12 protein-coding genes are annotated in these 19,863 nt (G+C 44.1%); 6 read left to right on the forward strand and 6 right to left on the reverse strand.

The features are described from left to right. Positions 1-135: 135 nt before the first annotated feature. Together ACYVLS_RS05770 and ACYVLS_RS05775 are read left to right on the forward strand one after the other, a co-directional pair. A complete protein-coding gene (locus ACYVLS_RS05770) occupies positions 136-4,368 on the forward strand; it encodes an acyl-CoA dehydratase activase-related protein (protein WP_460322285.1) in 4,233 nt (1,410 codons plus the stop codon). A 177-nt stretch (positions 4,369-4,545) separates the two neighbouring features. Beyond that, complete coding sequence (locus ACYVLS_RS05775; protein WP_460322288.1) at positions 4,546-6,618, forward strand: heavy metal translocating P-type ATPase; 2,073 nt, start codon at positions 4,546-4,548, stop codon at positions 6,616-6,618. A 130-nt stretch (positions 6,619-6,748) separates the two neighbouring features. Here ACYVLS_RS05775 and ACYVLS_RS05780 read toward each other — a convergent pair whose 3' ends face one another. From ACYVLS_RS05780 to ACYVLS_RS05790, 3 genes are read right to left on the reverse strand one after another with little or no spacing between them, the layout of a single operon-like run. After that, entirely contained in the window at positions 6,749-7,195 is a 447-nt protein-coding gene (locus ACYVLS_RS05780) for a hypothetical protein (RefSeq protein ID WP_460322291.1), read from the reverse strand. A gap of 24 nt (positions 7,196-7,219) precedes the next feature. Beyond that, the gene (locus ACYVLS_RS05785; RefSeq protein WP_460322294.1) at positions 7,220-8,422 is read right to left on the reverse strand and encodes an NAD(P)/FAD-dependent oxidoreductase; all 1,203 of its coding nucleotides are present in this window, start codon (positions 8,420-8,422) and stop codon (positions 7,220-7,222) included. A 30-nt stretch (positions 8,423-8,452) separates the two neighbouring features. Next, entirely contained in the window at positions 8,453-9,250 is a 798-nt protein-coding gene (locus ACYVLS_RS05790; protein WP_460322296.1) for an SDR family NAD(P)-dependent oxidoreductase, read from the reverse strand. A 223-nt stretch (positions 9,251-9,473) separates the two neighbouring features. Here ACYVLS_RS05790 and ACYVLS_RS05795 point away from each other — a divergent pair, with 223 nt between their 5' ends. Further along, a complete protein-coding gene (locus ACYVLS_RS05795) occupies positions 9,474-12,128 on the forward strand; it encodes a cation-transporting P-type ATPase (protein WP_460322298.1) in 2,655 nt (884 codons plus the stop codon). Positions 12,129-12,162: 34 nt separating this feature from the next. Then, positions 12,163-13,449 carry a flavin monoamine oxidase family protein gene (locus ACYVLS_RS05800; RefSeq protein WP_460322300.1) on the forward strand — a complete coding sequence of 429 codons (1,287 nt, stop codon included), beginning with the start codon at positions 12,163-12,165 and terminating at the stop codon, positions 13,447-13,449. Between the two features lie 98 nt (positions 13,450-13,547). Here ACYVLS_RS05800 and ACYVLS_RS05805 read toward each other — a convergent pair whose 3' ends face one another. Both ACYVLS_RS05805 and ACYVLS_RS05810 read right to left on the reverse strand, forming a co-directional pair. Next, entirely contained in the window at positions 13,548-14,786 is a 1,239-nt protein-coding gene (locus ACYVLS_RS05805) for a dicarboxylate/amino acid:cation symporter (protein ID WP_460322303.1), read from the reverse strand. A gap of 377 nt (positions 14,787-15,163) precedes the next feature. Next, a complete protein-coding gene (locus ACYVLS_RS05810) occupies positions 15,164-16,411 on the reverse strand; it encodes a dicarboxylate/amino acid:cation symporter (protein WP_460322305.1) in 1,248 nt (415 codons plus the stop codon). A 318-nt stretch (positions 16,412-16,729) separates the two neighbouring features. On the opposite strand from ACYVLS_RS05810, the gene ACYVLS_RS05815 reads away from it, so the two are divergent. Next, a complete protein-coding gene (locus ACYVLS_RS05815) occupies positions 16,730-17,725 on the forward strand; it encodes an LLM class flavin-dependent oxidoreductase (protein ID WP_460322308.1) in 996 nt (331 codons plus the stop codon). A 25-nt stretch (positions 17,726-17,750) separates the two neighbouring features. Beyond that, positions 17,751-18,704, forward strand: coding sequence for a 2-hydroxyacid dehydrogenase (locus tag ACYVLS_RS05820; RefSeq protein WP_460322631.1), 954 nt, complete (start codon positions 17,751-17,753; stop codon positions 18,702-18,704). A 44-nt stretch (positions 18,705-18,748) separates the two neighbouring features. On the opposite strand, the gene ACYVLS_RS05825 is transcribed toward ACYVLS_RS05820, so the two are convergent. Further along, on the reverse strand, positions 18,749-19,672 hold the full coding sequence (locus ACYVLS_RS05825; protein WP_460322310.1) for an ATP-grasp domain-containing protein: 924 nt from the start codon (positions 19,670-19,672) through the stop codon (positions 18,749-18,751). Between the last annotated feature and the right edge of the window lie 191 nt (positions 19,673-19,863).

Here is a 19,863-nt window from a genome sequence, read left to right on the forward strand (position 1 = left end):
TCTTAAAATGTTGTGTATCCGACAAATGACTTGTTTTAATGATTGTTAACAGTATAACAAGACTATATACTTTAAGCAAAGTTTTGAAGAGTCGGTTTCAGCACGACGAATGGGAGTCTAAAGGAGTGGGGAACTATGGAGAATAGAAAGGTTTTTGCTGGTATAGATGTTGGTTCAACAACAATTAAACTGGTCGTTATGGATGAATGGAATCACGTACTATTTAAACGCTATGAACGGCATTATTCAGACATAAAAGAAGCGGCCAGGCGGCTAGTCGGTTTTGCTAGTGAGGTGTTTCACGATAATCCTCTCCATATGAAAATGACCGGATCTGGCGGGATTGGTATTGCAGAAGCACTGGAAATCGACTTTATTCAGGAAGTAATTGCGTGTTCGAAAACAGTAGAGCATATGATCCCAGAAACAGATGTGGCCATAGAATTGGGCGGAGAAGATGCAAAGATTACCTTTTTCGGGGCATCGATGGAGCAGCGGATGAATGGGAGCTGTGCAGGCGGAACCGGTGCATTTATCGACCAGATGGCGATGCTTTTGAAGACGGATGCTGAGGGACTCAATGAACTGGCGAAAGGACACAAGAAGCTGTATCCGATTGCTTCACGCTGCGGGGTGTTTGCCAAGACGGATGTCCAGCCGCTGATAAATGATGGAGTCGCTAGGGAAGATATTGCTGCTTCTATTTTTCAGGCGGTCGTGAATCAGACCATTGCCGGTCTGGCATCTGGACGCAAAATTAAAGGGAAAGTAGCTTTTCTAGGTGGCCCCCTTACGTTTTTAAGTGAGCTGCGCCAGCGGTTTATCGAGACACTCAAAGTGAGCGAGCAGGATGTTGTTTTCCCTGACGATCCTCAGCTGTTTGTAGCAATGGGTGCGGCATATGATGCCAAGGATACTGAACCGACCTCTTTCAAAGAACTGCTTGAACAGTTGAGTGACGATACTATTCTTGATCTCAATCCCTCCGTTCGTCTGAATTCCTTGTTTAAGTCAGAAGAGGAACTACTGTTGTTCAGAAAACGCCACGGACAGGCAAAGATTGAGGAACGCTCTTTACAGAATTACAGAGGCATTGCTTTTCTAGGGATTGATGCCGGTTCAACGACGACAAAGGTCACTCTGATAAATCCTGAAGGAGAAGTGCTGTGGCAGTATTACGACTCCAATGACGGCGACCCATTGAATAAGACAATTAGTATTATGAAACAGCTCTACAGAGAAATGCCTAGAGATGTTTATATCGGCCGTTCTGTTACGACGGGATACGGTGAGGCACTGATTAAGAATGCCTTGAAAGTAGATCAGGGCGAAGTTGAGACTATTTGTCATTATAAAGCAGCTGAACGTTTCCAGCCAGGTGTGGATTTTATTCTGGATATCGGCGGTCAGGATATGAAGGCCATGACAGTTAAAGAGGGCGTACTGTCTTCGATTAAGCTGAATGAAGCCTGTTCCAGTGGCTGCGGGTCCTTTATTGAAACACTCGCCAAATCACTCAATTACAATGTGTATGACTTTGCTGATGCTGCACTAAAGTCTCGGGCGCCAGTTGATTTAGGCTCCCGCTGTACAGTCTTCATGAATTCTAAAGTAAGGCAGATGCAGAAAGAAGGAGCAAGCGTAGCGGATTTATCTGCCGGGCTGTCACTTTCCGTTATTAAAAATGCATTATTCAAAGTGATTAAAGTTAAGGACCCTAAACATCTGGGAGAAAAAATTGTCTGTCAGGGTGGAACATTCAATAATGAATCAGTTCTGAGAGCCTTTGAGCTGATTTCCGGGCGGGAAGTGGTGCGACCGAACTTGGCAGGACTGATGGGGGCTTATGGCTGTGCACTGATAGCGCTGGAAAATTATACAGGGGAAGACCGTTCCACGCTTCTTTCGCTGAAGGAACTGGAAGAATTTACCGCTGAGAAGAAGTTTACACGGTGCACCCTATGTGCAGATAAATGCGCATTGACCATGACAATCTTCAAGGACGGCAGACGTTTTGTCACAGGAAACCGTTGTGAAAAAGGTGCTGACATGCACCTGAAAGGAAGAGAGAAAAAGGAACGCATTAATCTGTATGAATACAAGTATAAGCGTCTGTTTGAATACAAGACACTGAACAAAAAAGATGCACCTAGAGGAGTCGTGGGCATTCCGCGTGTGCTGAATATGTATGAAGACTATCCGCTATGGGCGACCTTCTTTAACCGGCTCGGCTTCAGCGTACAGTTATCCGGCCGGTCCAATCAGAAGCTTTACGAAGACGGCATTGATACCATTCCGGATGATACCGTCTGCTATCCGGCTAAACTGGTTCACGGCCATATCAAGCAGCTGATTCGAAAAAAAACGGACCTAATCTTTTTCCCATGCATCAATTATCAGCAGCAGGAAGAGCGGACAGCAGTCAATTCCTACAACTGTCCGATAGTCATCTCTTACCCTGACCTGATTTCTGTCAATGTGGATGAAATTAGGGAGGGACAGGTGGATTACCGCCACCCGCATCTGAATCTGCTGAATGACCGTCATGTCATCGAGGTGCTTTACGAAACATTCAAGGACAAAGGTATTTTAATGGATGAAATTAGAGACGCCTATCTGCTTGGAAAGTCTGAGCTGGAATCCTTTAAAGGCGATATGAAAAATAAGGGGGAAGAATCCCTTCATTACATGAAAGCCCATAATGAACAGGGGATTGTACTGGCAGGGCGTCCGTACCATGTGGATCCTGAAGTCAATCATGGCGTTGCCAATGTCATTAATGAAGAAGGCTTTCATGTGCTGACCGAAGACAGTGTCTTTCATCTGCAGGAGGTAGGAGAACTGCGGGTGGTTAATCAGTGGTCCTATCACTCCCGCTTGTATGCCGCGGCGCGCGTAGTGACGAAGTTTTCGAACATTGAAATGGTCCAGCTGAACTCCTTTGGATGTGGACTGGATGCAGTCACAACTGAACAGGTCCAGGACATTCTGGAACAGTACGGGAAGATTCATACCGTTCTGAAAATTGATGAAACATCGAATCTCGGCGCGATTCGTATCCGTATACGCTCGCTCAAAGCCGCCATGAAAGAGCGGAACCTACAGCACATCAGACCTTTAAAAAAATATGATTTACCTGAAACCATCACCTTTACGAAAGAAATGAAGGAAACACACACGCTTCTGCTGCCGATGATGTCACCGATTCATCAGACCGGACTGATAGAAGAAGCCTTTGTTGCAGCCGGCTATAATGTTGTCCAGATTACTGAAGATACGGGAGCTGAAGGTGTGGATGAAGGATTGAAATATGTTAATAACGATGCTTGTTTCCCGGCAATCATCACAATCGGTCAATTGGTGGATGCGCTGAAAAGTGGACAGTATGATTTGAATCATACATCAGTCATGCTCACTCAGACGGGTGGGGGCTGTCGGGCAACGAACTATATTCCACTCCTTGAAAAAGCGCTGAATGATGCTGGTTTTCCAGATATACCGGTCGTGTCCATTTCTGCAGGAAATAAAGGAACCCAGAAACAGGATGGTTTTAAGCTTACCTTGCCGTTGATTATGCGGATTTCCATCGCCAGCCTCTATGGGGATCTTTTCCAGAAAGTAGTCTACCGGACACGTCCGTATGAAGTCGTCAAAGGCTCTGTGGATGCCCTTCACCAGAAATGGGTTAGAAAAGTGAAGACCAATATTCATAATGGGAGCATAAGAGAATTCAATAATAATATGAAAGAGATTATCAGAGACTTTGAAGCCATCGATATTGTGGACACCAATAAACCGAAAGTAGGTATCGTTGGCGAAATACTGGTCAAATATTCGCCGACAGCCAATAACGATGTCGTCAGATTACTGGAAAAAGAAGGATCAGAAGTCGTCGTTCCTGACCTGGTTGGCTTTATGAATTACAATTTATATACTCTGCAGTATAAGGCAGACCAGCTTGGCTTTTCTAAAAAGAATAAAGCCATTTCCCAGTTTTTGATTAAACTTATTCAGCTGGCAGAAAAACCGATGAATCAGGCACTTAAAGCATCGGAACGCTTTACACCTTTCCATTCCATCTATGACATTGCCGAGGGTGCACAAGCAATCACATCCATCGGGAACCATACCGGAGAAGGGTGGTACCTGACCGGGGAAGTCGTTCAGTTTCTTGAAAACGGTGTCTCCAATATCCTGATTATGCAGCCGTTTGGGTGCCTGCCGAACCACATTGTCGGCAAAGGCATGATGAAAGAATTCAGACGCCAGTACCCGCACGCTAATATCACAGCGGTAGACTATGATCCGGGGCTGTCTATCGTCAATCAGCTTAACCGTATAAAGCTTATGCTGGCGGGAGCTAACTAATTCATCTCTCAGGCAAAAAACTGCTCTTGCACTTGCATAGGAGCAGTTTTTTGAATTGGAGTGTCTATAATAAACTTGTCAGGCGGCATATAAGTTGACAATAGACTAAGGAGGGTTTATACTTAATATAATGATTACAAATGTAAACGAACTGCCGAATATTCAGGAGGGATAATTATGAAACACAATCATCATTCTCACGATCATGAAGAGCACAGTCATCACGCACACCATGATAAACAGATGGAAGATAAAAAAAGTGAAGAGCATGGAAATCAAGATTACGATTCTGGACATGACGGTCACGAGCATCACCATCACGGAAATTTTAAAGAGATATTCTTTAAATCCCTTCCTGTAGGAATCATTATTATGATTCTGTCACCTATGATGGGGATTACGCTGCCTCTACAGTTCACTTTTCCTTATTCGGATATCTTAGTGACTATACTATCAACCTTTCTATTGTTTTATGGAGGAAAACCCTTTTTCCAAGGAGCGCTGGATGAATTTAGAAATAAAGAACCGGGCATGATGGCACTTATTTCTCTTGGATTATCCGTATCGTACTTTTATAGTGTTTACGCCGTGATTTCCCATTACGTTACCGGGGACCATGTAATGGAATTCTTCTTCGAATTTGCTTCTTTACTGCTTATCATGCTGCTTGGTCACTGGATTGAAATGAGAGCAGTTGGAAAAGCCGGAGATGCTCAGCGTTCTCTGGCAGAACTACTGCCAAAAGATGCCCACGTAGTTAGAGCTGATGACACAGTCGAAACACGCCCTGTAACAGAATTGGAAGTAGGAGACATAGTCAGGGTGCAGGCGGGAGAGAATATCCCTGCTGATGGTATTATTGAAAAGGGAGAGTCTCGGGTTAACGAAGCACTCTTGACAGGAGAATCCAAACCTATTCAAAAATCTGCCGGGGATGAAGCAATTGGGGGTTCTACAAATGGAGAGGGGATATTGTTTGTTAAAATAACTGAAACTGGGGACCAATCCTTTATATCCCAAGTACAAAACTTAATCAGCCAGGCCCAAAGTCAGCCGTCACGTGCTGAAAGCATTGCACAGAAAGTCGCCGGACTGCTGTTCTATATTGCCTTATCCGTCGCGTTTATAGCCTTCTTTATCTGGGTGTTTATAGTGGACCTCCAAACAGCTGTCATTTTTACTGTGACAACATTAGTCATTGCCTGTCCTCATGCACTCGGTCTGGCTATCCCGCTCGTCACAGCCCGGAGTACGAGTCTGGGGGCTGGAAGAGGCTTGCTGGTCAAGGACCGCGAAGCTCTGGAGCTGGCAGTGAAGTCTGACCTTATGATTCTGGATAAAACAGGAACGCTCACCACAGGCGAATTTAAAGTGCTGGGCGTCGAACGTCTTAATGACGCGCCCTCGGAAGAAGAGGTTCTGTCTCTGCTGGCAGGAATCGAAGGCGGATCCAGTCATCCAATAGCACAATCTATAGTCAGTTTTGTTGAAGACAAAGGCATCAGTCCCAAGACATTTAATTCTATTGAAGTTGTGTCCGGTTCAGGTGTTAAAGGTGAATTAAACGGACATCACTATCAGCTGCTCAGTCAGAAAGCTTATGGAGAGACTATTGATTTTGAGGCTCCAAAAGGTGCGACTGTCAGTGTTCTGATTGAAGATGATAAAGCTATAGGAGCTGTCTCGCTGGGTGATGAACTCAAGAAAACAAGTAAAAAACTGATTAAGGTATTGAAATCAAAGGGTATTCAACCCCTTATGGCAACAGGTGATAATGAAACAGCTGCTCAGGGAGTGGCCGAAGAGCTTGGTATAGAGTATAGAGCGAATCAGTCCCCACAAGATAAATATGACTTAGTAGAAGGTATGAAAAATAAGGGAAAAACAGTCATTATGGTGGGAGATGGCGTGAATGACGCGCCTTCATTGTCATTAGCCGATGTCGGTGTAGCTGTTGGAGCAGGCACGCAGGTTGCTATAGACTCGGCCGATGTCGTTTTAACTCAGTCAGACCCGGGAGACATTGAATCATTTATTGAGCTGGCTCACAAAACAACGCGTAAAATGAAACAGAACCTTGTATGGGGAGCAGGGTATAACTTTATAGCGATTCCTATTGCTGCTGGTGTACTTGTTCCCATAGGTATTTCACTAACTCCCGCGGTAGGAGCCATGTTAATGTCACTTTCAACAGTCATCGTAGCGATTAATGCAATGTTCTTAAAGTTAGATAGAGAAGAGGAAAGATAATCGCAGAAGATTAGACAAACGGTGTATGTATAAACAGTTTTAGTCAGTCTAAGCACGTGTTTTTTACAGAAAAAGAAGAAGGGGGAGAATCACTTGTAATGATTCTTCCCCCTTCTTCTTTTTTATGTGGTCAAATAGACCGCTTCAAGCCACTGTCACCTGCGGTATCATCCGTAGAAGTATTCAAGTCACTGCGCAACCCGATATCGTCATTACTGCGGTTGCCTGATATATTTGATTCATTGTTTTTCATATCATCCAAAAGCTCCGCATCATCAGTTACCTGACCGTCTTGTGACTGTTCTTTATCCTGGTCACCGACTTCGTTTACGAGAAGGACCAGCTTGCCTTCTTTCAAGTCCCTGTCGTACTCCTCCAGTGCAGTAAGTTCTTCCTTTTTGTCAATATGCGAATACTCTACGGCCGAAATTCCTGCAGTGTCATCATATTCCTTCAATGCGGACGTGTTTCCTGTAATTCTCATGTCATCTATTTCATGACCGCGCATAACGAGGGTATCCACGGCAGGGATGACATCTTCATATGTTTCGTAGATTCCTTCTACAAATACAGACATGTCATCGTTCTCCTTAATAATATTTTAGTCTTCTTTTCCTTTAATGAGTCCTTTCAATGCGTCTTTTGATGCAGGCGGATTTTTCAGAACAGCTCTGACGTCATCCATATCCGCTTCGATATTCCATGTGATAATACCGACGGGCTTCTCATCTTCAAGGTAATAGATAACTTTTCCACCATCAACCTTATCGATATAATAATCGAGTTCAGGATCCAGCTTTCCGATAGCCTGCCAGGACAGGTCAAAGACATCTGAATAAAAGTAAGGGGTGTAGTTGTATGCTTCGCCGGCACCCGCCATATTTTTTCCGGCCGTCTTACCTGATTTGCGTGCATGATCCACGTGTTCAATACGGTTACGACCTAAAATAGGGTCGGGATAGGAAACAATGTCGCCTGCTGCAAATATATCCGGGTCTGAAGCGGTCAGGAATTCATCGGCCATCACGCCATTATCGATTGTCAGTCCTGCTTCTTCAGCCAGCTCCAGGCGCGGCTCGACACCAATACCTAAAACGAGTCCGTCTCCTGTGACCGTTTCTCCACTTTCCAGAGTAACCACAATATCCTTTCCTTTTACATCGTAGGAAGACGCGCGGGACCTGTTCATTAATGTGATGCCGTTTTGACGGTATCGCTCCTCATACTCTTGAGCCAGCTCATCTACAAATCGGTTGCCGCTTAATTTTTCTTGAGGATAAATAAAGGTAACACGCGTATCATTCAAGGCCAGATTAGCCGCTAGCTCGGTACCGATGTAACTGCCGCCGACGACAATGACGTGTCTCTGGCTGCCGGCCAGTTTTCTCAGCAGGCGGTAATCTTCAAAGGAACGAAAAGCCAATACGCGTTCATCATCCGGTCCTTCCAGCCGTTTGGGTTCGCCTCCGGTTGAAAGCAGCAGCTTGTTGTAGCTGAACTGTCGTCCGTCTGCGGTCTTGACGCGTTTGCTGTCTTTGTCAATTTCAGTCACAGTGGTCTTAAGAAAAATATCTGCTCCAGTTTTCTCTTTCGTTTTTAAAGGCATTTTATCTTCTGTGAAACTATCGTCCGTCCATAATTTTTTGGAAAGTGCCGGACGGGTGTAAGGCTCATCCATGTCTGTAGTGATAACCCCAATGGATCCCTGTTCATCCACTTGCCGTATGCCTCTTGCCGCAAAACCTGCGGCCATTCCACCACCGACTAAAAGATAATCGTAATGTGTAACTGATTCTTCCACCACATGCATCGTCTCCTTTTAAATTTTTATAGTTTATATTGTCGCAACTGAACCGCCGTCTACTCTGTAATTTGACCCATTGACAAAAGAAGCCTTATCCGAGCAGAGAAACACGATAACCGGAGCGACTTCTTCGACTTTTCCGCGTCTTTTCAGTTCGATATGCGGGCGTTCTTCTTCAAGAAAAGAGTCGATGGCTTCATCGAACGACACACCTAGCTTTTCGGCCCGTTTTTTCATCATGCCGTCTGTCATGGGCGTTTCGATAAAGGCCGGAGAAACGGTATTGACGAGCAAACCTTCTGTCGCATAGGTACGTGACAGTCCTTTTGAAAAAGCCAGTATTCCTGCTTTTGAGCTGTCATATGGCAGCTCATCTTTGTAAGGCTGCAGACCGTTTTCGGAAGAAATAAACACAATGCGTCCCCATCCACCGTTTCTCAGATCCGGGAGAAATTCCCGGACGACTCGCACAGGACCGAGTAAATCATCTTTAATTGTTTCAACCCAGCCCTTATCATCTATCTCATGGAAAAGTCCTTGAGCACCAACCGTTCCGGCGTTCTGAACAAGAATATCAATTTCTCCGACTTCCGTACTGATGGAGTCGTGAAGAGTTTTTAAATCCTCAAGGCTGGTGATATCTGCCGGATAGGCATATAAAGCAGTCGGGTTATTCAGTGAATTTGCTGTGTCTTCGAGCTTTTCTTCATCATTGTCCGTGATAATGACGCGTGCACCTTCTTCCAGCAGTAAGCGGGCTGTTTCTTTACCAATCCCTGAAGCACCGCCTGTCAGTAAAGCAATTTTATTTTTTATCCCTAAATCCATGTGCATTCCTCCCGAAAAGTAATAAAATCGAATTCTCATGCTGCCTAGTTACTATAAAGCCTACTACTCAGAGTGGAAAACTTCAATTTTAAAGCTTTCTCAACGTCTTTTCAGGTCATTACATATCATTTATCAAGGAGAAACGATAGAGAATATGGTATTCTATAAGTAAGTTAACAGTTCGGAACGTTGAGATGCATGCGCTTATTAAAGGGGTGGCAGAATGTCTGACTACAAACCATTTTCTCAATCAGCAGAAGAGATACTCAGCAGCCTGAAAACGGACAAAAATCAGGGGCTGTCCGAAGCAGATTTAGTAGAGAGACAGGATAAGTATGGCCTGAATCAGCTGCCGGAGAAAGAAGCCACCCCAGAATGGATGAAATTCCTCAGTCACTTTAACGATATTCTGATTTACATTCTGCTGGTTGCTGCGGTTGTGACACTGATTTTAGGTCACTATGTCGATACTGTCGTCATCCTGCTGGTAGCCGTGATTAACGCGGTTATCGGATATGTGCAGGAGAGTAAGGCTGAAAAAGCCCTGGAAGGAATTAAGCAACTGTTGTCGCTTCAAGCAACGGTCATCCGGGATGGTACAAAAATGGAAGTTGAATCGGTCAAGCTTGTTCCGGGAGATATTGTTCTTTTAAAAGCAGGAGAAAAAGTCCCCGCGGATATTAGACTGCTTCAATCGGATAAGCTTAAAGTGGAAGAGTCCCCATTAACGGGAGAGTCAGCTTCGATTGAAAAACAGACGAAACCCTTGCCGAACGATACGATTCTGGCTGAGCGGACCAATATGATTTTTTCTGGAACAGCGATTTCGTCCGGTTCGGCTACCGGTGTTGTCACAGCCACGGGGGAAGATACGGAAATCGGCCAGATAAACCGTTCGATGAGTGAAGTGGAAGAAATCAAGACCCCACTTTTAAGACAGATTGAAGCGTTTGGGAAAACCATTTCAGTCATCATTCTGGTACTTGCGATGGTACTGTTTGCCTTTGGCCTGCTGATTCATGATTACGAATGGGGCGAGCTGCTGCTGTCAGTTATCGGACTCACTGTTGCAGCTATACCAGAAGGGCTGCCCGCTATTTTGACTATTATTCTTGCCATCGGGGTACAGTCGATGGCTGACAAAAAAGCCATCATGCGCACATTGCCGTCAGTGGAGACGCTGGGTGCTGTAAGGGTCATCTGTTCAGATAAAACCGGCACACTCACAAAAAATGAAATGACGGTTAAATCAGTTATCACAAGAGAGCAAGTCTTTGCGGTTACAGGAATAGGCTATCAGCCTGAGGGCACTATATCAAACAAGCAGAATGAAGTGGAACAAAACCACTACCCGGATTTAGACACCTTGTTAACGGTACTCAAAACAGTCAATGAAGCAGATATTTATGAAAAGGAAGACCAGTGGCTGGTTCGAGGAGAACCGACAGAAGGGTGTCTGATTACGCTGGCTGAAAAAGCAAGCTGGAAAGTGGACAAACTGGCTGTGCTGTCAAAAATTCCTTTTGATTCAGAACACAAGTACATGGCGGGGCTGGTGAACTGGGAAGGCAAGAAACGTATTCTTGTCAAAGGTGCACCTGATCGACTGCTGGACATGGCTGATTTAGAAGCCGAATCAGAAGAACGTCGCTATTTTGAAGAACATATTTCCAGACGTTCAAAAAAAGGGGAAAGAGTTCTCGCTGCAGCCGTCAAGGAAGTTCCTGAAGAGACGGAGACCATCGATCACGAATCGGTAGCTGAAGGTCTGACTATAATAGGCATCGTAGGAATTATTGACCCTCCGAGAGAATCTGTTGTTGAAGCTGTCGCTACCTGTATCGAAGCAGGAATTAACATAAAAATGATTACCGGAGACCATAAAGAAACAGCGCTAGCCATAGCAAAGCAACTGGGAATTACAGATCATGATGATGTGATTGAAGGTCGTGAACTGGATGCAATGACCGATGAAGAAATCAGAGAGGCCGTCATTAAATCTGACGTGTTTGCGCGAACCAGCCCAAATAATAAACTGCAGCTGGTTGAGGCACTCCAGAAAAACGGCTATATCAGTGCCATGACTGGAGATGGTGTAAACGACGCACCGGCTCTAAAACGGGCTGATATCGGTGTGGCTATGGGCATTAAGGGGACAGAAGTCGCTAAGGAAGCGTCGGAAATGGTGCTGGCTGATGATAACTTCGCCACGATAGTCAATGCCGTCAAAGAAGGCAGACGTGTATATGACAATCTGAAAAAAACGATTTTGTTTATCCTGCCGACAAATGGTGCGGAAGCACTGCTCGTTATGGCCGCGTTGCTTGCAGGTATGGCAATGCCATTGACTCCTGTTCAGATTTTATATGTCAATATGGTAACTGCAGTGACGATTGCACTGGCACTAGCTTTTGAACCGCTTGAAGAAGGGACGATGAAGAAACCGCCTCGCAGCCCGAGTGAACGGCTGTTGAGTCCGTATTACATTTTTCGGATTATCTTCGTCTCCATCTTAATCAGCGGTATGATAATGGGCATGAATGCAGTATTATTGACCAATTATTCACTGGCTCATGTCAATACGGTCACGCTTCACTCGATTGTATTTGCGCAGATGTTTCATCTGTTCAACGTCAGAAACGAACGGCACTTCAGCTTGAATAAACATTTTTTTGAAAACAAAGCGGCTTTTTTTGTATCGGGTCTTCTGATTATTTTCCAGCTGCTCGTGACCTATGTGCCGTTTTTTTACCAGTCATTGGGACTATACCCGGTTGAAGGCTTCTACTGGATTTTCCCAGTATTGATTGGACTAACCGTATTTGTTATTGTAGAAATTGAAAAATTTATAACCCATTCTATTTTTAAACGAAAATAAAAGAGGTAAGGGATGACCTGACAGGAGGAGAAAGATGAGTAAAACAGTAGCCGAAAGTGTGGATGTATTAATTGTAGGGGCAGGTCTGGCAGGTTTATCTGCAGCCGGAGTGGTGAAAGAAGCAGGAAAAACATTCAAGGTACTGGAAGCCAGTGAACGTGCTGGAGGGAAAGTGTACTCTGAAGAGTCAGAAGATCACAAGCGTCATTTTGAACTCGGTGCACAGTTTGTCAATCATGATATGACAGAAATGATTCAGCTGATTAAAGATTCAGGTATGAATCTAATTGAAACCAATTTATCCGAAAAATCCATTGTCATTAACGAAAAAAATAAACGTCCAATAAACGTTAGTATGAATAAAGACAATAACCTGCTGGACGGCTATACTATTGAAAGTCATGCCCCCTTATCTGATGTACTCGGTCAGGTCATCAAAGACAGATGGGAAGAGCGCGTACTGAAAAGTTTTATAGCAGCTGAAACAACGGTTAACAGCTCGCATATCAATGCCGAAGCGGCAAGAAAAATGATCAGCCGGATTACGACTCAGGAGAATGAGCTGAAATATCAGGCTGACGGACCGCTAAACACGGTGGTGCATTTTCTGGAAAACAAGCTTGACGGTAACATTTTCTACCATGATCCGGTCGTTTCGGTTGAAAAAACGGGAGAAGTTTATCGGCTAACGACAGAAAACGGCAATACGTATCAGGGCAAGGCTCTGATTATGGCGGTGCCGCCAACTGTCGCTGGTCGCATTCAGTTTCCAGATGATGTGACGGAGCACTTTAAGTCCGCTCTAGACAGCTTTATTGATGGAGCCGTAATCAAGCTGACTTATGTGTATGATGATGATTTCTGGCGACATTACGCTATCAAAGGGCGCGAGAAAAAAGTATTCGGCGTTATCTATGTCGGAAACGAAGGCGTCAATGTGATGGATTCATCTAAAGGCGATGAAGAAAACCGGCTGACTATGTTTATTGGTGGAGATAAGGCTAAAGAACTGGTCAATGTGACACCGGAAATAAGAGAAAATTTCGCTCTGGACCGATTGGTCGAAGTATTCGGAGACAGTGCCGAACACTACAAGGATATTGAAGAAAGTATATGGGTCGATTCCCCTTATTATGGAGGCGGTTATGGCGCTATGGTTCATCCAGAAGGGGACGAGGATGCAGTAGAAGTCTTGAGCACACCCTATGAAGGAATTGTCTTCGCCAGTACTGAACTGGGTATGGCCTTTCCATACTTCATGGAAGGAGCTGTTCAAGCCGGCCGTGAAAATGCCCGCCGACTGCTGGATAGTCTGGAATAAGTCTGACGAAAACTTATTAGAACAGAAAAAAGCGATTATCTCTGAATAGGGATAATCGCTTTTGTTATGAGAATGTGTAGCTAATGATTCATATTGACTTAGCTGTCCATTCTTCTGTCTACCGTGGACTCCTGTGCAACAGGTACAGCCTGAGCGTAGCGTGACGCATACACTTTATCAATAATCACTGCAATGGCATTGTCACCGGAAACGTTGGCAGCTGTTCCGAAACTGTCCTGAGTAATGTATAACGTGATCAGCAAGTTGCCCAGAGTACCCGTTGGATCAATACCTACCAGATAGACGAATGGCAATGCACTCATGATAGCTCCGCCTGGTGCACCTGGAGCGGCGACCATGGCAACACCCAAAGTGGCAATAAATCCGGCCATCATACCGATTCCATGAGGCATGTCGAACATCAGCAGAACGGCAGTCACGCAGGATGTGATGGTTACGATGCTTCCCATTAAATGAATGGTGGCACTTAATGGAATGACAAATTCTCTGATTTCTCTTGAAACGCCATTGTTTTTCGCGCATTCAAGGTTAACCGGAATAGTAGCAGCAGAGGACTGTGTGCCCAGTGCTGTGAAGTATCCCGGAATCTGATTTTTCATCAGAATAAACGGATTTTTCCCACTGTACAAACCGGCCATTAAAAACATCATGGTAATCAGGAAAAGTTGAAGACTGATGACGACCAGGAAAACGCGCCAGAATACAGAGAGAAGAGAGAAGGCAGCCCCAGTATAGCTTAGGTTAAGGAAGTTACCGAAGATGTAGATAGGCAAACCGGGAATAATAATGGTTTTCAGAATAAGGGTGATGATGGCCCCGAATTCTGTAAAGAAGCCGTACATCACTTCACCTTTACCTTCGGATCTCAGCCAGGAGATGAACACACCGAACATGAAGGCAAAGATAATGGCAGAGGTCACTCCAAAAAGCGGCTCCAGAGGAAGCGTGAAAATAGGCTCAAGAGCAGCTGTTTCTGTCTGGACTGTATCTCTGACAGAAGCATCGATAAAGAGAGGGAAGACGGTCAAGGCGATAATGTAGGCGATAAACCCTCCGATTAAAGTGGAACCATAAGCAAGAACAGCATTCAGGCCAAGGAGTTTACCGGCGCCCTGAGTAATATCAGAAATACCTTTGATGACATAGCCGACAATCATCAGTGGAATGATAAAGGCCAGCAGACTACTGAAAAGGCTGGAGATTGTGATGGGTATTTGAAGGAGAAAATCAGGAATGAAGCGCAACTGACCGATAATGACACCTAAGATGATTGCGATAATGAGCTTTGGAACGAGACCTAGTTTATATGATTTCAATAATAACGCCTCCACTATTTAATAGTTTAGTGCTTAACCCAGTTATTTCATGCATTCGAAACGGGTAATTGTAACCCCTTACATTTCTAGGTATGTCTATAGCCTTCACCTGCCTATTCCCTTTAATTTGGATAGTTAAAGTATACAACATCAAAATATAATTAGTACTATTTTTATAGAATTAACCCATTATATTTTTCTCATTGGATTATAGTTATTTTGTAAGGGTTTGCATTTATGGTTAACCGTTCAAAATTTTAACGTAATAAAAAAGAACCAACCAAACCACAGCCTTTAGAACTAAGCATAAAAGAGGAATCTCCGTTATGCTTAGTAAGCGTCGAGGGGTTTGATTAGTTCTTTATTAGTCATCTTTTTTAGTCGGCTGGAGCAGCCTCGGCTTCGACTTGTCTTTCAGCAGGTTCTTTCAGGAAGTAACTGGAATAAATTTTATCAATGACAAGGGCAATGGCATTATCGCCTGAAACATTGGCAGCAGTCCCAAAGCTGTCCTGCGTGATATATAATGTAATCAGTAAGTTACCCAGTGTTCCTGATGGGTCAATTCCTACCATATAAACGAAAGGCAGGGCGCTCATGATGGCGCCACCCGGGGCTCCGGGTGCTGCGACCATGGCGACTCCCAGTGTGGCAATAAAGCTGGCCATCATGCCAAAGCCGTGAGGCATATCAAACATTAGGAGTACAGCAGTCACACAAGAGGTAATAGTAATAATACTTCCCATTAAATGAATCGTTGCACTTAACGGAATAACAAACTCTCTAATTTCTTTAGATACGCCATTGTTCTTGGCACATTCCATATTCACAGGAATCGTTGCAGCCGAAGACTGTGTTCCCAAAGCTGTAAAGTACCCCGGGATCTGATTTTTCAACAGATATAAAGGGTTTTTCCCTGTATAAAAGCCTGCCAGCAGGAACATAATCAGAATCAGGAATAACTGTAAGCCGATTACGACCAGGAGTACACGCCAAAAAACAGACAATAGTGAAAAGGCAGTGCCTGTGTAGCTTAAATTCATGAAGTTTCCGAAAATATAAATGGGCAGTCCAGGTATAATAATTGTTTTTAGAATAAGTGTAATGATTGCGCCAAATTCTGTGAAAAATCCATACATCACTTCGCCTTTACCTTCCTCACGAAGCCAGGAGATAAAAATACCGAAGAGGAACGCAAATACAATAGCTGATGTCACACCGAATAAAGGTTCCAAGGGTAATGTGAACAACGGCTCCAAACCAGCCGTTTCTTCCTGCACTGTATTTCTCACAGAAGCATCGATAAATAACGGGAATAGACTCGATGCAAGAAGGTATGCAATAAAGCCGCCGATAAGTGTAGATGAGTAGGCAAGTAGTGCATTTAAACCGAGTAATTTTCCGGCACCCTGAGTCAAGTCAGAGATACCTTTCACCACATATCCCACAATCATTAGTGGAATAATAAAAGACAGCAGACTGCTGAATAAGCTAGAAACAGTTACAGGTATCTGTAAAATAAACTCCGGGATAAACTGTAACTGGCCCACTATGACTCCCAGTATAATTGCGAGCAATAGTTTGGGGACTAGCCCAAACTTTAAAGCACTTAATTTTTTCATCATCATTCTCCTCCAAAACGAGCCCGGTCAAAAGGACTCTTTTTTACCCACCAGCTAATGTAGGTTTTAACAGTATACTATATTAAAATAAAATTAGTAATATAAAAGAGCAAATTTATTTAGAATCTTTGTGATAATGTGAATAAGCTGTGAAAGCTTGTTAGTTCTTAACTTATAATTATAAAAAGAATTAAAAAAAAGCCATTATTGGATAGCGGATTCAGTGAAAAAATTCTCATAATTAAGATAGAGTAGTAAAAACTTTCTAAAAGTTAGTATAATGGTATAGTAGATTTATGAGAAAAGAAAAGGTGGATGAGAATGAGACTAAGTGTTTTGGATCAGGCTCCTGTTACAAAAGGAAACAGCGCACAGGGTGCTATTGAGAAAGCAGTGGAGTTGGCTGAAGTGACTGAAGAGCTGGGGTATCACCGGTTTTGGCTGGCGGAACATCATGGAAGCAGTTCCTTTGCCAGTTCTGCGCCTGAGATTATTGCGGCTTATATTGCTGCAAAGACAAACCGGATTAGAATAGGAACAGGTGGGACGATGATGATGCATTACTCGCCTCTGAAGATGGCGGAGGTGTTTAAGACACTGAGTGCGCTGGCTCCCGGGAGAATCGATTATGGAGTGGGTCGTGCCCCAGGTGGTGACCAGAATGCAATCTATGCTTTATCGGAAGGAAACTACCCAGATGTTGATAACCTCTATGAAAAGCTGGAGACCGCTCTGGATTTAATCAAAGATGCCATTCCGTCGAAGTCATTATACGCTAAGGCACTGGCCAGCCCGAGAGAAACTGCAAAGCCCGAAGCCTGGCTGCTGGGTTCAAGTGGAAACAGCGCGATTCAGGCAGGTGAAATGGGGATAGGGTATTCCTTTGCCCAATTCTTTATGCTGGGAGCGATGCGTAAGGATGTATTTGATTTGTACAGAGAGCGTTTTGTTCCTTCAGATTATTTGTCTGAACCGGATATTAGTGTGGCGTATCTCGTTACTGTAGCTGAAACAAGGGAAAAAGCAGAATTTCAGGCCCGACCACAGGATATCGCCCGCATCCGACTGGGCCAAGGAAGAATGGAACCGCTCATGACTCCCAAAGAAGCAGCTGAGTACAGCTTAACTAAAGAAGAAGAAGAGGCAATCCTGACTAACCGAGAAGTACATCTGGTGGGAACCGCCAAAGAAGTTGCGGATAAAATAATAAAGGACCAGGAATTGTATGGCTTTCAGGAGGCTATGATTTGCAGTATTGCACATGACCAGTCTCAAAGACTCAAAACATACGAACTGCTGGCAAAGGAACTGCTTTAATAAAACAAACAGGAGGACTACCATGATGAAAGTAGCATTAATTGAACCTTTAAGAGTACCAGAAGAACTAATTAACGAACTGGCTCAGCCGATTAAAGATAAAGGACATGACTTTGTCTATTACGATGAAAAAACGACTGATCCTGAGAAACTCATCAGGCGCAGCAGCGATGCGGACATTGTGATGATAGGAAACAACCCCTTTCCGAATGAAGTGGTTGAGCAGCTGGAAAATACCCGACTGATCAATGTGGCCTTCACCGGAGTGGATCATGTCGGTAAAAAAGAAGCTCAGGCGAAAGGCATAAAAATAGCCAATGCAGCAGGCTACTCGAACCAGTCTGTGGCCGAACTGGTCATTGGTCTGACACTTGATGTATACCGTTCACTTTCAAAAGGTGATCAGGACGTTCGTAAAGGGGATTTTCCTGGACCTATTCAAGGGAGAGAAATAAAAGGGAAAACAGTAGGGATAATCGGAACCGGCAATATTGGTCTGAAAACAGCTGAACTCTTCAAAGCTTTCGGAGCAAACTTAATCGGCTATAACCGCTCGGAAAAAGCCGAAGCGAAAGAGCTGGGCCTGAGCTATTTACCTTTAGAACAAGTCATGGCAGAAAGTGACATTATCAGTCTGCATCTGCCCATGAACGAGGACACGAGAGGCATTATCTCAGAAGATAAACTGAGCCTGATGAAAGAGTCAGCGGTACTGATTAATTGTGCAAGAGGACCAATAGTGGACAACCAGGCGCTTGCGAAACTGCTGAACAATGGAAAAGTCAGTGGGGCAGGGATAGACGTATTCGATGTGGAACCGCCTCTTCCAGAAGATTATCCCTTGCTTTCTGCCAAGAATACAGTGCTGACGCCTCATGTGGCTTACCTGACAGATGAAGCGATGGTCGCGCGGGCACATATAGCCTTTGGCAATACACTTGCTTTCCTGGAAGGCAGACCAAAAAATATCATAGAATAAAGCAAAAAGGAATCTTCCATATTCAGAAGATTCCTTTATTTAATCTAAAGAGCAGCCAGCTCACTTTTCAGGTACTTGGCCAGTTCTAACATGGCGAACTGACCGGCTTCCTTTTCTGCATCTTCATTGTAATTAGTATTTGTGTTGACGTCATAGGTGTAGACATCACCTTTTTCATCAGTAATGAATTCCAGAGCCGCTACATCAATACCCTGGGCATTCATAAAAGCCTTGTAACCGTTGATCTGATCTTCGGGAAGGCGGTCTATAATGGAGAACTTGCTTTCTTCAGCGATTATTTCACCGTCAGGTCCAATCTGGCAGGCATCTGCAGGGCAGAGTTCAAAGCCGTCACTTGAATCCACTTTTACTGCATAGAAGTATTCTCTTCCAATAAACTCAGAACGAACGATGTGGCCGTCGGGGGATTTAATGTACTGCTGAATCAGGCTTAAACCGTCGATTGAATCCTCGAATTCAGGCCCGTTGACATAGTCGTTCAGTTCAGCCAAAGAATAGAGTAGGCGGACACCGAGGCCTTTACCGGCACGATTGTGCTTGATAATAAACGGAAAGTCATTCAATTTTTCGGCAGCTTTGATAATATTATCTTTACCCACAGCCCCGATGGTTTTGGGTGTGCGGATGCCACTAGCCTGCAGGGCCAGATACTGCTTCAGTTTGCTGACTTCCAGATTGATGGCGCCAGTCCCATTGATGACACGTGCACCTTTCTGTTCCAGCCAGGTTAGTACCTGATCTGTCAATTCCGGTGCATAGCGATTGCCGCGGGTATGAGAAGAGGCACTCATTCGATTATAGTAAACAGCTTTTTCAGGCAGTTCCTGAATATCCAGCATTCCTTGAGATAAATCCCATTCATCATAAGGGACGTCCAATTCATCCAGTCGCTTGATTAAATGCTTTGTCCAGTCCATATTTTCATGGATAATAACTACTTTATTCATTAAAAAAACTCCTCGTCCTATTTAATCTCACTGCCTATTATCTGTAAAATACTTACTTAATGCAAGTTGAAATACAGCTTGCACCACCGTATGCCGAATAATATTGAACAGTTATGAGGTAGAAATAAGCATCGGCTAAAAATGTAAGCCTTTTCACTTGTATTTAAAAAGTATACTTGTTAAATTGAGAA

The sequence above is a fragment of the Alkalibacterium psychrotolerans genome (genome assembly GCF_054784355.1).

Bases quoted from the DNA above. Each gene is read 5' to 3' on its own strand.
- ACYVLS_RS05820 (WP_460322631.1), top strand. From the start codon at position 17,751: ATGAAAGTAGCATTAATTGAACCTTTAAGAGTACCAGAAGAACTAATT.
- ACYVLS_RS05770 (WP_460322285.1), top strand. From the start codon at position 136: ATGGAGAATAGAAAGGTTTTTGCTGGTATAGATGTTGGTTCAACAACA.
- ACYVLS_RS05795 (WP_460322298.1), top strand. From the start codon at position 9,474: ATGTCTGACTACAAACCATTTTCTCAATCAGCAGAAGAGATACTCAGC.
- ACYVLS_RS05775 (WP_460322288.1), top strand. From the start codon at position 4,546: ATGAAACACAATCATCATTCTCACGATCATGAAGAGCACAGTCATCAC.
- ACYVLS_RS05825 (WP_460322310.1), bottom strand. From the start codon at position 19,672: ATGAATAAAGTAGTTATTATCCATGAAAATATGGACTGGACAAAGCAT.
- ACYVLS_RS05800 (WP_460322300.1), top strand. From the start codon at position 12,163: ATGAGTAAAACAGTAGCCGAAAGTGTGGATGTATTAATTGTAGGGGCA.
- ACYVLS_RS05815 (WP_460322308.1), top strand. From the start codon at position 16,730: ATGAGACTAAGTGTTTTGGATCAGGCTCCTGTTACAAAAGGAAACAGC.
- ACYVLS_RS05790 (WP_460322296.1), bottom strand. From the start codon at position 9,250: ATGGATTTAGGGATAAAAAATAAAATTGCTTTACTGACAGGCGGTGCT.
- ACYVLS_RS05810 (WP_460322305.1), bottom strand. From the start codon at position 16,411: ATGATGAAAAAATTAAGTGCTTTAAAGTTTGGGCTAGTCCCCAAACTA.
- ACYVLS_RS05780 (WP_460322291.1), bottom strand. From the start codon at position 7,195: ATGTCTGTATTTGTAGAAGGAATCTACGAAACATATGAAGATGTCATC.